This is a genomic window from Delftia sp. WSY_10 (assembly GCF_043104705.1).
In the GTDB taxonomy this organism is placed as follows: Bacteria; Pseudomonadota; Gammaproteobacteria; order Burkholderiales; family Burkholderiaceae_C; genus Comamonas; species Comamonas tsuruhatensis.
Window position 1 is genome coordinate 173503 of sequence record NZ_JBICKY010000057.1, and the last position, 13218, is coordinate 186720.

Here is a 13218-nt window from a genome sequence, read left to right on the forward strand (position 1 = left end):
CCGGGGTTCATGCCGCCCGGCAGCCCGGCCTACCCGCCCATGCGGCCCCTGCGCAGCCTGCCGGCCCCCATCCCGGCCGCCAGCAGGCTCAGCATGACCAGCGCCACGGTGTGCAGGGCCGGCACAGGCGTGGGCACCGGCGCCGCCACCACGGCCTGTGTGAAGCCCTGGCTCATCGGGGCGTGGACTGCATCCCCGCTGTAGTCGACCACAAGGCCGTGGGATCCGGCCGCCACGGGCAGCCGGACCGTGATGCTGGCGGCGCCGCCAACCAGGGGCGCCGACCCCAGCTGCGCCCCGTTGTACGAGACCGTGATGCTGCCCGAGGGGAGCGCCGCCGCCATCGCCCGCAGCGCCCCCCGTCGGTCCTGCGCCCCGGTCACGGCCGACACGCTGATGGTCACATCGTCGCCGGGCCGGGAAGGGTTGGGGGTCGAGGTGATCGCCAGGGTGGTTGTGGCCTGGGCGATCTGCACGCTTTGCTGCTGCCTTGCCGCCGCCTCGTAGTTCGCATCGCCGGCCTGGTCTGCCAGGATGCGGCAGGGTCCCGGCGCAATGAAGGAGACAGAACCGCCCGCGATGGTGCAATGGGCAGCCGTCGCCGCATCCACGGAGAACACCACCGCCTTGCCGGAAGCCCCGCCCGTTGCTGCCACGGCATAGGTATCGCCCACCTTGGCGGCCGCTGGCGCCACGGAAGTGAAGGCAATGGCCTGCGGGCCCTTGCCGATGCTCAGGGACAGGACTTGCCGGGCCGCAGGCAGATGGTTGACATCCCCCTGCTGATCGGCGGCCAGCAGGCAGTTGTCCGTACCCGCCAGCCTGCCGGACACCTCGGCACCGCTGACGGAGCACGCCGCCGGCGTCAGGGAGCTGAACTGCACGGCCTGGGACGAGCCACCGCCGGCGGCGCTCAGAGCCACCCGTGCATCCACGACCAGGGGCGCCGGCATGCTCCAGACGATGTTCTGCGCAGCAGGCTGCACCGTCACCGGGTAAGCCACCTCGGGGGCGGGACCATAGGTCGCGTCGCCGCCCTGCCGGGCCGTCATCGTGCAAGTGCCTGCGGAATGGAAGCTGAACACCCCTGCGGCATCGACGGTGCAAACCTCTGGCGCAGATGCGGAAAACGTCACGGCCAGGCCGGAGGTAGCCGTTGCAACGGGCGTGAATGTCGTGCCGAAGGTTTGCGCCGACGGCTGCGCAAAGTCGATGCTCTGCTCCAGCCTGAGCGTGGTGAAGGGCACGCTGGCCACATCCGGCTGCACGCGGCCTGCGCCATCCCTGGCGATGAAGTGCAGCCTGTAGGCCGTATTCACCGCCAGCCCCCCGATATCGATATCGTGGACCACGCCTGCCGTCATGCCGACCGGGGAGCCGCCGGCCTGCAGCGTGGCGGCATCCGGCGCCGCGGCGGCCGCAGCAAGCACCTGCCAGTAGCCCGTGCCGTCCCGGTCCAGCGCCACGCGGGCCTTGGCCGTCACGCCGCCCGCCTGCGGGTCGACGACGGGAGCCAGACTGAAGACCGGGCGGCCCAGCACATAGCCGGCAAACCCAGGGTTTTGCGCTGCATGCCACCCATCGGACAGGGATGACAGACCCGCCCAGACCGCATTGGCGGGGATGGACGATGCGTCCATGGCGAGCAGGGTCTGGATGCCATCGAGCGAATAGTGGAAAACAGTGCTGTCGATGGGGCGCGGGAGGGAGGACCCCTCGATCTGAAAGGAGCTGATCGTGGCCCAGGCTGCCGCTGCGGGAATTCCCATGGGATCGGTCGTCCGCAGGACCTGGCCCTGGTAGCTGTATGTGTAGTCCTCGTTCCAACTGTTGAGACCCCAGCCGTCATCCCAGTAGTTGGAAGGGGTGACCCAATCCGCAGTGGAGGGCGGCGAGCCGCCTTGCTGCACCACGCCGCCCACGCTGAACGTGTATTCGGTCACCATGGACGTATACCAAGCGTTGGACTGCGTCTGGTAGCCCGTCATGACCAGCCCCTGCGCCGGCGCGGCCACGGCCGCGACGCAATGCAGGCCGGCTCTGAATACCACCACCCACGGCATCATGGCCCTGGAAAATTCCGCCTGAAGGCGACTGCCTCGTTCTCTCACATGCACTCCCGTTTCAACTTGCTGTTCTTCTGGTCCGTGCCGGGGGTACCGGCAATGCAGGAGCCTAGCGGCCGCACCTGCCCGCGCCTTGACTGCGCGTTGCGCTTTTCTTGACAGTGCGTCCCGCCCCCTGCGCAACGCGGGCTGCCGCGCCACCGTCCGTTCATTTGCCACCAAACGCCTGCTGCCCCCGGCCCTGCAAAGCGGCGATACGCCGTCCAACCGGGCCGTCGTCTGGGCGCGGAGATGGCGGCATTGCCCCCGCCGCAGGCCCCTGGCCGGCGAACAGGGCAAGATGGCCGGCTGCGGCATTCGGGCCGCTCAGACACAGCACGGAATCTCCATGAAGCACTACGACTACATCGTCATCGGCGGCGGCAGCGGCGGCATTGCATCGGCCAACCGCGCCGCCATGCACGGGCGCCACTGCGCGCTGATCGAAGCCGGCGAGATCGGCGGCACCTGCGTCAACGTGGGCTGCGTGCCCAAGAAGGTCATGTGGCATGCGGCCCAGATCGGCGAGGCCATGCACCGCTACGGCCCCGACTACGGCTGGGATGCCACCGTCGAGGGCCTGGACTGGCAGCGCCTGCTGGACAGCCGCAGCGCCTACATCGACCGCATCCATGCCTCGTATGAAAGCGGCCTGGCACGCAACAAGGTCGAGCTGATCCAGGGCTTTGGCCGCTTCGTGGATGCGCGCACCGTGGAGGTGGGCGGCCAGCGGCTCAGTGCCGACCACATCCTCATCGCCACGGGCACGCGCCCGGCACGGCCCGACATACCTGGCGCCGAGCTGGGCATCGACTCCGACGGCTTCTTCGCCCTCAAGGCCCTGCCTGCGCGCACGGCCGTGGTGGGTGCCGGCTATATCGCCGTGGAGATTGCCGGCGTGCTGCACGCGCTGGGCTCGCAGACCCATCTGTTCCTGCGCCAGAACTCGGCACTGCGCGGATTCGATCCGCTGCTGAGCCAGACCCTGATGGAGATCATGGAGGCCGAAGGCCCCGCCGTGCACCGCCAGGCCACCCCGAAGGCCGTGGTCCGCAATGCCGACGGCAGCCTGGACCTGCAACTGCAGGACGGCAGCAGCCACACCGTGGACTGCGTGGTCTGGGCCGTGGGCCGCAGGCCCGACACCTCGGGCCTGAACCTGGAGGCCGCAGGCGTGGCGCTGCAGGACAGCGGCCACATCGCGGTGGACAAGTTCCAGGACACCAATGTGCCCGGCATCCACGCCGTGGGCGACATCACGGGCCGCATCGAACTCACGCCCGTGGCCGTGGCCGCAGGCCGGCGCCTGTCCGAGCGCCTGTTCAACGGCAAGACCGGCGAGCACCTGGACTACGACAACGTGCCCACCGTGGTCTTCAGCCACCCGCCCATCGGCACCGTGGGCCTGACCGAGCCGCAGGCGCGCGAGCGATTTGGCGACGATCAGGTCAAGATCTACCAGTCGGCCTTCACCGCCATGTACACGGCGGTCACGCGCCACCGCCAGCCCGCGCGCATGAAGCTGGTCTGCGTGGGCCCCGAGGAACGCATCGTGGGCATACACGGCATCGGCCTGGGGATGGACGAGATGCTGCAGGGCTTTGCCGTGGCGCTCAAGATGGGCGCCACCAAGCGCGACTTCGACGACACCGTGGCCATCCACCCCACGGCGGCAGAAGAGTTCGTGACCATGCGCTGAACGGCGCGCACCACCTGCCTTCGGCGGTTGACCACCGCCCTGGGCAGGACACGCGCCGGGCGAGCGCGAAGCCGCCCAGGTCGGCGGAGGCATCGGGAATGGCCGTGAGCAGGCCGATCTGCGCCGTGCTCCTGACGCCAGCCTCGCGGACGCTGGTGGCAGCCGCAAGCTGCGCGCGATCCGCAGCCGGCTCCGCTTCTCCTTCTCCTTTTCCTTCCCCTTTTCCTTCCCCCGACATGGACCTCCTGCTCCTGCATGCCGGCGCTGCCGGCATGGCTGTGCGCTGACATTTCAGCTGCTTGCGGTGCATTGCCACCGTCCAGGGTCCTGCGTCGCCACGCTGGCCCCGGTGGAAACATCCGTCCACCGCGGGAATTTCAAGCGCCTACGCTCAAACACCCAATTCAATAGTCAAAAACAAATAAAGTATTTTCCCGATAGTCAAGTCAAATCGAAAAATTCACAATCCTTGTACGCGGGGAAAAAGAGGCATTGCTCCATGGAAAGCCTTGGTGTTTCTTTGTAGGCAATCCGACTTAATTAGAGTGTATACACCTTGATTTTCCGCATCAACCCAGCAGCCATGGGTCGACAGCCGCGATCGGAGCCCAGGAGACATCCCATGCCCAGACTGCATTCGAAGACAGGGCATGGCGAGCCCGCGCCAGGCGGCATGCAGGCCAGCTTCTGGCCCCTGCGGCAAACGCACGCGCTGGGCAGCAGGCTGAAAGCAGTGTTCGCGCTGGAGGCCTTCCACCGTGCGGGCAGCGGCGCCGGGAGCCGCTTGGCCGATGACGCCTTCTTGGCCCGCAGCGCCTATGGGGCTGAGCAGCGGCCGGGGCGCAACACCACACTCAACAAGGAGACAGATCCATGACAACCGATGTACTCGATGCCCGGTCCCCGTTGACCGGGTCGCGCAACGCTGGCCACCCTCTGCCGGCGGACCGCATGATCGTGGGCGCGCCCACGGGCGGCTGAGGAGCAGGTCATGCACGAAGCCCCCCGCCCCACCCTCCCGCCCATCGGCTGCAACGGCCGTGGCGTGCAGCGCTCCTCGCGCCACCAGCCCATCGGCCTGCAGGAGCTGCCCATACGCGAGCAGTTCCGCCTCGTCAGCGAGACCGGCGTGTTCGACTGCTTCGACCGCCTGCCGCTGCGCCACCAGCTGGCCGACTACGAGTCGGCCATCGCCGAATTCAAGCTGCCCGTGCACACCGCCAGCTGGTTCTACCGCCTGGGCGAGGACGAGGTCCTGCTGGCCGGCAACCTGCGCATCTGCCGCGAGATCGGCGTGCGCTGCCACAACATCATGACCTTCAAGCACCACCGCGACGGCCATGTGCTGTCCGATGTGGAAATCGCCGAACACTATCTGCGGGTCTATGACGACGCCATGGGCCTGGGCGTGGAGCCCAGCTTCGCGCTGCATGTGAACACGTGGACCGAAGACTTCCTGCGCGTGCGCAGCGTGGCCGGGCGCGTGCAGGCACGCGGCGTGCCCTTTCACTTCACGCTGGACTACAGCCATGTGAACTTCAAGATCGGCAACCCGGCCGAGCTGGACCGGTCGGGCGTGCGCGGGCTGCTCGAGCGCGGCGAACTGGTGCTGGACCCGTTCGAGCCCGGCTCGCTGTGCGAACAATGGCTGGACATGGGCATCGTGCGCTGGGCCCAGCTGCGCGCGGCCGGCACCAACCAGCCCCTGAACCTGTGGCACCGCGACGAGGACGGCAGCCCGGGACGGGGCATCCAGTACCCCATGCTGCGGCCCGGACCCGGCGAATGGCATTCGCCCTGGCATGCCTACCTGCTGGAGCCCTCCAAAGAGGCCATCCGCAAGGTGCTGGCCTGCCACCATGCGCAGCCGCACAGCCCGCTGCGCTACCTCACCACCGAATTCATCAATCTCCCCGACTACGGCCTGGGCGCAGGCTATGACCTGCTGGAGCAGAACGTGGCGGCCGCGCGCTTCATGCGGCAAGCCTGGGACGAGATCTGCGCCCGCCCCGTACTCCGGGCCTCCTGCGAAGGTGCAGCATGAACCCCGCACAACACCCCCAAGGCCATGCCGTCATCATCGGCGCCGGACACGCCGGTGGCACCCTGGCCGCCCTGCTGCGCCAGTACGGCCACCCGGGTCCGATCACTGTGGTCGGCGGCGAGGACCTGCCGCCCTACCTGCGCCCGCCGCTGTCCAGGGCATGGCTGCAGCAGGCCATGGGCCCGGACGAGCTGTTGCCGCGGCCCGCCGGCGCCTCCGCGGACCAGGCCATCGCCCTGCGCCCGGGCATGCGCGCCATGGCCATAGAGCCGGGCTCGCGGCAGGTGGCGCTGAACGACGGATCGGTGCTGCACTACGAACACCTGGTCATTGCCACAGGCTCCGCGCCGCGCTGGCTGGTCCTGCCCGGGGATGAGCGGCCTGGCATCACCTACCTGCGCACCATGGAAGACGCGCAGGCGCTGCGGAGCCATCTGCAGACCGCACGCTGCCTGGCCATCATCGGCGGCGGCTATGCGGGCCTCGAAATCGCTTCCACGGCCCGCAAGCTGGGCGTGCAGGTCCGGATCATCGAGCGCGAAGGCAGGCTGCTGACGCGCAGCGCCTCGCCGCAGATGGCTGCGCATCTGCTGCAGCTGCATGCAGGCCAGGGCGTGGAGGTGCATTTCAATGCAGCGGTCGCCGCCATCCAGGGAGACAGCCCCACCCGCATCACGGCCCTGTGGATGGCCGATGGCTCCCGACTGGAGTGCGATGCCGTGCTCATCGGCGTGGGCGCGGCGCCCTGCATGGAACTGGCGCAATCCCTCGGCCTGGACTGCGCCGACGGCATTGCCGTGGATGGCGAAGGCCGCACCGCCATGAGCGGCATCTACGCCATAGGCGATGCCACGCGCCGCCCGCTGGCCGGCTACCCCGGGCTGCACCGGCTCGAAAGCGTGCCCAGCGCGCTCGAACAGGCCCGGCGCGCGGCCTGCGCCATCACGGGCAGCGAACTGCCCGCCCATGAAACGCCCTGGTTCTGGTCCGATCAGTACGACACCAGGCTGCAGATCGCCGGCCTGCCCGGCCAGGGCGACCAGACCGTGCTGCGCGGCAACCCGGCCAGCGGCAGGTTCGCCGTCCTGCACCTGCGCGGCGGCCAGCTGTGCGCCGCCGAATGCGTGAATTCGCCGGGCGAATTCATGGCTGCGCGCAAGGCCATCGCCGCCACGCACTGCGCCGACCCCGGTTTCCCAACGCTCCCCTCCAAAGCCCCACTCACGTCATGATCTCCATTGCCTTCATGGAGCACGGCGGCAGCGAGCATGCGGTGCAGGCCGCGGAGGGACAGAGCCTCATGCCGAATGCGGCGGCGCCGGTGGCGCAGCGCCAATGCAGCCGCAGCCGCAGTATCAGCGCGTTGCCAGGCTGCGCCCCACCGCCCGCAAACACTCCACCAGCAACCGCGTCGTCGCCGTCATCGGCTGGCCGCGCAGGGTGATCAGGCCCACGGGCGGCAGGTCGACGGGCACGGGCAGGTCCAGCACGGCGACCAGCCCCTGCTGCGCGAAATGCCCGGCCACGCCGCGCGCCATGAAGGCCACGGCGCCGCGCTGGTGCAGGAAGCTGATCTGCGACAGGAATGAGGCGGACTCCACCAGATCGGCCGGAGGATGCAGGCCGTGGGCGAAGAACTGCTGCTCCAGCTTCACGCGCAGCGATGCCCAGGGCGGGGGCATGACGCAGGGCATGTCGGCCAGCGCCTGCCAGCTCGCAGGCTGCGCCAGCAACGCATGGCCGGGGCGCACGACGGCGACCATGGGCTCGTCGTACAGGGCTTCGGTCTCCAGGTCGGGCGAGGCATAGCCGGGTTCGAGCCGGCCCACGAACAGGTCCAGCTCGCCCATGCGCAGCTTGGGCAGCAGCCGCGTGAGATCGCCCTCCTCGACCAGCACCGTGGTCTGGGCCGATCGCACCTTCAACTGCTCGACGGCCCGGGCCAGCAGCACGGGCGTGGCCACGACCATGGCGCCCACGCTGGTGCGCCCGCGTGTGCCGCTGGCCTCGGCCGCCATTTCATCGCGCGTGCGTTCGAAGCCCGCCAGCACCGAGCGCGCAAAGCGCACCATGCTGACGCCGGCGGCCGTGGGCTCGGTGCCGCGCGTGGAGCGCTCGAACAGCGTCATGTCCAGCATGCGCTCGATCTCGGCCAGGGTCTTGGAGACGGCGGGCTGGGTCACGGCCAGGAACTCGGCGGCGCGGCCCAGGTGGCGGAACTGGTCCAGCGCCACCAGCAGCTGCAGATGGCGCAGCTTGAGGTTGGAGCGCAGCACGCGGTCAATCTTGCTCATGGGGTCTTCATAGCTTTGAGGTTATGAAGCCAGTCTATCTTTTCATTGGATTGTCATGATCAGGCGCTGAACAATCGCGCCAGTCAGCCCAAGGCCCGGATCACAGGGCTGCAAAAAGCCAATACAGGAGACAAGCGATGAACACCCCACGCACACGCCATGCAAGCCGGCGCGAATTCGTGCTCGCCACGCTCGGCGCCAGCGCACTGGCCACCACCGGACCTCTTTTCGCCCAGAACTGGCCCGAACGCCCCATCACCTTCATCTGCCCCTGGCCGGCGGGCGGCACGGCCGACCAGTCCATGCGCGCACTGTGCACCGTGGCCGGCAAGCTGCTGGGCCAGCCGATCGCGGTGGAGAACCGCGCGGGCGCCTCGGGAATGATCGGCGCCAAGGCGCTGGCCTCGGCCAGGGCGGACGGCTACACCATCGGCCAGATTCCCATCTCGGTCACGCGCTTTTCGCAACTGGGCAGCCTGCAGGCCGATCCGCGCAAGGACTACACCTACATCGCGCGCACCTCGGGCCAGACCTTCGGCATTGCCGTGCCCGCCCATTCGCCGTTCAATACGCTCAAGGACTTCGTGGCCGCCGCCAAGGCGAAGCCCGGCCAGGTGACCTATGCCCATGCAGGCGTGGGCGGTGCCACGCATGTGGGCATGGAGGAATTTGCGGGCGTGGCCGGCATACAGCTCAACCATGTGCCCTACAAGGGCGGCGCCGAGGCACTGCAGGGCGTGCTGGGCGGCCATGTGGATGCGCTGGCCGACTCCAGCTCCTGGGCTCCCCATGTGGAGGCCGGCAAGCTGCGCCTGCTGGCCACCTGGGGCGAGCAGCGCACGGCGCGCTTCAAGGACGTGCCCACCCTGCGCGAATGCGGCTACGACGTGGTGGTCGATGCGCCCAACGGCATCGGCGCGCCGCGTGGCCTGGACCCGGCCGTGGCGGCCAGGCTGCGCGAGGCCTTCCGCGCCGCCGTGGCCAGCCCCGAGTTCAAGTCCGTGGCCGAGAAGCTGGACGCGCCGCTGCTGTACCTGGATGGCCCGGACTACGAGAAATACGTCAACACGGTCTATCAAAAAGAGACCGTTTTGATCGACAAGCTCAAGCTGCGCGAATTGATGAAGGGCTGACCGCCCGCGAACCCACACCGATGAAAGCCACGCATGTCCCGCATGTCCCGCACCGATAGCCCCCTGCTGCACCTGCATCCCAACGACAACGTGCTGGTCGCCAGGACCGCTCTGTCGCTGGGCCAGGAGATTCCCGAACTGGGCGTGCGCGCCCGCGCCCAGGTGCCTGCAGGCCACAAGATCGCCGCGCGCCGCATCGCAGAGGGCGAGCAGGTGAAGAAGTACGACACCGTGATCGGCGTGGCCACGCGTGAGCTGGAGGCCGGCGACTATGTGCACAGCCACAACCTGCGCATCGTGGACTACTACCGCGACCCGGCCTTCGGCGCCGATGTGCGGCCCGTGGACTATGTGCCGGAGGCGCAGCGCGCCAGCTTCCAGGGCTTTGTGCGCGCCGGCGGCGGCGTGGGCACGCGCAACTTCATCGGCATCCTGTCGTCGGTGAACTGCTCGGCCACGGTGATCAAGCGCATTGCCGCGCACTTCACGGCCGAGCGCATGGCGGCATTTCCCAACGTGGACGGCGTGGTGGCCTTCGCACAGACCAGCGGCTGCGGCATGTCTTCGCCCAGCGAGCATTTCGATGTGCTGCGCCGCACGCTGGCCGGCTATGCGCGCCACCCGAACCTGGCCGGCGTGCTCATCGTGGGCCTGGGCTGCGAGCGCAACCAGGTCGATGCCCTCGTGGAGTCGCAGGGCCTGTGCGAAGGCCGGCTCATGCGCACCCTGGTGATGCAGGAAGTGGGCGGCACGCGCGTGACCATAGAGGCAGGCATCCGCGCCATCGAAGAGATGCTGCCCGAAGCCGATGCCGCGCGGCGCAGCACGGTCAGTGCCAGCCACCTGAAGATCGGGCTGGAGTGCGGCGGCTCGGACGGCTTTTCGGGCATCACGGCCAACCCGGCACTGGGCGCGGCAATGGACATCCTGGTGCGCCACGGCGGCACGGCCATCCTGTCGGAAACGCCCGAGATCCATGGCGTGGAATTCATGCTCACGCGCCGCGCCATCACGCCTGCCGTGGGGCAGAAGCTGCTGGACCGCCTGGCCTGGTGGGAGCGCTACGCGGCCGGCCAGAACGCGCAGTTCAACGGCGTGGTCGGCCACGGCAACCAGGCCGGCGGCCTGGCCAACATCTTCGAGAAATCGCTAGGCTCGGCCATGAAGGGCGGCACCACGCCGCTGCGCGCCGTCTACGAATATGCCGAGCCCATCACCGAGCCGGGCTTTGTGTTCATGGACTCGCCGGGCTACGACCCCGTAGCCTCCACGGGCCAGATTGCCAGCGGCGCGCACCTGATCTGCTTCACCACGGGGCGCGGCTCCATGTTCGGCAGCAAGCCCGCGCCCACCATCAAGCTGGCCAGCAACACGCCCATGTACCGCCGTCTGGAAGAGGACATGGACATCAACTGCGGCCTGATCGTGGACGGCGAATGCGGCGTGCCCGAGATGGGGCAGCGCATCTTCGCGCAGATCCTGCGCCACGCCAGCGGCGAGCCCACCAAGAGCGAGGCCCTGGGCCTGGGCGACCATGAGTTCGTGCCCTGGCACCTGGGCATCGTGAGCTGAGCCGCCCCTTACAACACCTGCATCCACCGATTCCATGCCACTGACCCTGACCCGCCCCGAGCTGCTGCGCAGCGCCAACTTCATCGCCGGCCAATGGGCGACCGCGACTACCACTGCGACTGCCACGCCCGCCGCTCCCGCCCCGCGCCTGGCCGTGACCGACCCCGCCACGGGCGCACCGATCACCGAGGTGCCCGACTCCGGCGCCGCCGAGGCCCGCGCTGCGCTGGACGCCGCGCATGCCGCCTTCCCCGCCTGGCGCAGGACGCCCGCCAAACAGCGCGCCGCCATCATCAAGCGCTGGAACGGCCTGGTGCTGGCCCACCAGGATGACCTGGGCCGCCTCATCAGCCGCGAGCAGGGCAAGCCCCTGGCCGAGGGCAAGGGCGAGGTCGCCTATGCGGCCAGCTACATCGAATGGTTTGCCGAAGAGGCCACGCGCATGAACGGCGAGATCATTCCCGCGCCCGTGCCGGGCCGGCGCATGTTTGCGCTGCGCGAGCCCGTGGGCGTGGTGGCCGCCATCACGCCCTGGAACTTTCCGGCCGCCATGATCGCCCGCAAGATCGCGCCCGCGCTGGCCGCCGGCTGCACCGTGGTCTGCAAGCCCGCGGAAGACACGCCGCTGACCTCGCTGGCCCTGGTGCTGCTGGCCCAGGAGGCGGGCGTGCCGGCCGGCGTGCTCAACATCGTCACGGCCTCGCGCGAGAAGACGCCCGAGGTGGTGGATGTCTGGCTGGACGACGCGCGCGTGCGCAAGATCACCTTCACGGGCTCCACGCCCGTGGGCAAGCACCTGGCGCGGCGCAGCGCCGACACGCTCAAGAAGCTCTCGCTGGAGCTGGGCGGCAATGCGCCCTTCATCGTCTTCGAGGACGCCGACATCGATGCCGCCGTCGACGGCTTCATGGCCGCCAAGTTCCGCAATGGCGGCCAGACCTGCGTGTGCCCCAACCGCGTCTTCGTGCACCGCAGCGTGCACGACGTGTTCGCACAGAAGCTGGCCGCGCGCGTGGCCGCGCTGCACGTGGGCCCGGCCAGCGACCCGGCCTCGCAGATCGGCCCCATGATCAATGCGCGCGCCGTGGAAAAGATCGAGCGCCATGTGCAGGACGCCGTGGCGCGCGGCGCCAGTGTGCTCACGGGTGGCAGGCGCCTGGACGCCCTGGGCGCCAACTACTACGCGCCCACCGTGCTCACGGGCGCCGATGCCTCCATGGCCTGCGCCTGCGAGGAAACCTTCGGCCCCGTGGCGCCGCTCACCGTCTTCGACAGCGAGGACGAGGTCATCGCTGCCGCCAACGACACACCCTTCGGCCTGGCCGCCTACTTCTACAGCAACGACGCACGCCGCATCTGGCGCATGGCCGATGCGTTGGAGACCGGCATCGTCGGCATCAACGAAGGCGCGCTGGCCGCCGAGGCAGCGCCCTTCGGCGGCGTCAAGGAATCGGGCTACGGCCGCGAGGGCTCCACCCACGGCCTGGACGACTACCTGCACACCAAGTACGTCTGCCAGGGCCTGCTGGACTGAATCTTTCCCTCAACGAAATCACCGGACACCATGCCAGCCCATAACCCCTTCAAGACCGCCCTGGCCGCAGGCCAGCCCCGCATCGGCCTGTGGCTGTCCATGGCCGACCCCTACCTGGCCGAGGCGGCCGCCACCTGCGGCTATGACTGGCTGCTGATCGACGGCGAGCACGCCCCCAACGACGTGCGCAGCACCCTGGCCGCGCTGCAGGCCGTGGCCCCGCACCCGGCCCAGGCCGTGGTGCGCGTGGTCGAAGGCAGCACGGCCCTGATCAAGCAAATGCTGGACATAGGCGCCACCACCTTGCTCGTGCCCATGGTGGACACGGCCGAACAGGCGCGCGCCGTGGTGGCCGCCACGCGCTACCCGCCGCTGGGCGTGCGCGGCGTGGGCAGCGCCGTGGGCCGCGCATCGCAGTGGAGCGCACGCGCCGACTACCTGCAGGTGGCCGACGACGAGGTATGCCTGCTGGTGCAGGCCGAGACCGTGGCCGCGCTGCACAACCTTGAAGCCATCTGCGCGGTGGACGGCGTGCACGGCGTCTTCATCGGCCCCGCCGACCTGGCCGCCTCCATGGGCCACCGCGGCAACCCGGGCCACCCCGAAGTGCAGGCCGCCATCGAGGGCGCCATGAAGACCATCATCGCCAGCGGCAAGGCGGCCGGCACCCTGACCTCGGACCCCACCCTGGCCCGCCGCTACCTGGACCTGGGCTGCAGCTTCGTGGCCGTGGGCGTGGATGTGCTGCTGTTTGCGAATGCGGCGCGCAGGCTGCGGGGGCAGTTCGATGATTCGCCGGTGGCCACGCCTGCACAGCAGGCAGCTACCGCCTATTGA

General features: G+C 69.1%; 10 protein-coding genes. 8 read left to right on the forward strand and 2 right to left on the reverse strand.

What is annotated here, in order from left to right:
- Positions 1-29: 29 nt before the first annotated feature.
- Complete coding sequence (locus ACF8ML_RS26645; protein ID WP_392408572.1) at positions 30-2063, reverse strand: Ig-like domain-containing protein; 2034 nt, start codon at positions 2061-2063, stop codon at positions 30-32.
- A 391-nt stretch (positions 2064-2454) separates the two neighbouring features.
- Here ACF8ML_RS26645 and gorA point away from each other — a divergent pair, with 391 nt between their 5' ends.
- The 4 genes from gorA (at position 2455) to ACF8ML_RS26665 (ending at position 7080) form a co-directional block, all read left to right on the forward strand.
- Positions 2455-3804 carry a glutathione-disulfide reductase gene (gene gorA / locus ACF8ML_RS26650; protein ID WP_016449732.1) on the forward strand — a complete coding sequence of 450 codons (1350 nt, stop codon included), beginning with the start codon at positions 2455-2457 and terminating at the stop codon, positions 3802-3804.
- A gap of 622 nt (positions 3805-4426) precedes the next feature.
- Positions 4427-4681, forward strand: coding sequence for a hypothetical protein (locus ACF8ML_RS26655; protein WP_392408404.1), 255 nt, complete (start codon positions 4427-4429; stop codon positions 4679-4681).
- Between the two features lie 114 nt (positions 4682-4795).
- Complete coding sequence (locus ACF8ML_RS26660) at positions 4796-5848, forward strand: xylose isomerase (RefSeq protein WP_392408405.1); 1053 nt, start codon at positions 4796-4798, stop codon at positions 5846-5848.
- Positions 5845-7080, forward strand: a complete 1236-nt coding sequence (locus tag ACF8ML_RS26665; RefSeq protein WP_392408406.1) for an NAD(P)/FAD-dependent oxidoreductase — start codon at positions 5845-5847, stop codon at positions 7078-7080. The genes ACF8ML_RS26660 and ACF8ML_RS26665 overlap by 4 nt, the downstream gene beginning before the upstream one ends.
- A gap of 123 nt (positions 7081-7203) precedes the next feature.
- On the opposite strand, the gene ACF8ML_RS26670 is transcribed toward ACF8ML_RS26665, so the two are convergent.
- A complete protein-coding gene (locus ACF8ML_RS26670) occupies positions 7204-8142 on the reverse strand; it encodes a LysR substrate-binding domain-containing protein (protein ID WP_392408407.1) in 939 nt (312 codons plus the stop codon).
- A gap of 137 nt (positions 8143-8279) precedes the next feature.
- Here ACF8ML_RS26670 and ACF8ML_RS26675 point away from each other — a divergent pair, with 137 nt between their 5' ends.
- From ACF8ML_RS26675 to hpaI, 4 genes are read left to right on the forward strand one after another with little or no spacing between them, the layout of a single operon-like run.
- The gene (locus ACF8ML_RS26675; RefSeq protein WP_392408408.1) at positions 8280-9275 is read left to right on the forward strand and encodes a Bug family tripartite tricarboxylate transporter substrate binding protein; all 996 of its coding nucleotides are present in this window, start codon (positions 8280-8282) and stop codon (positions 9273-9275) included.
- Between the two features lie 42 nt (positions 9276-9317).
- Positions 9318-10847 carry a UxaA family hydrolase gene (locus ACF8ML_RS26680; protein WP_016453813.1) on the forward strand — a complete coding sequence of 510 codons (1530 nt, stop codon included), beginning with the start codon at positions 9318-9320 and terminating at the stop codon, positions 10845-10847.
- A 34-nt stretch (positions 10848-10881) separates the two neighbouring features.
- Positions 10882-12381, forward strand: a complete 1500-nt coding sequence (locus tag ACF8ML_RS26685) for an NAD-dependent succinate-semialdehyde dehydrogenase (RefSeq protein WP_392408409.1) — start codon at positions 10882-10884, stop codon at positions 12379-12381.
- A gap of 30 nt (positions 12382-12411) precedes the next feature.
- A complete protein-coding gene (gene hpaI / locus ACF8ML_RS26690) occupies positions 12412-13218 on the forward strand; it encodes a 4-hydroxy-2-oxoheptanedioate aldolase (RefSeq protein ID WP_392408410.1) in 807 nt (268 codons plus the stop codon).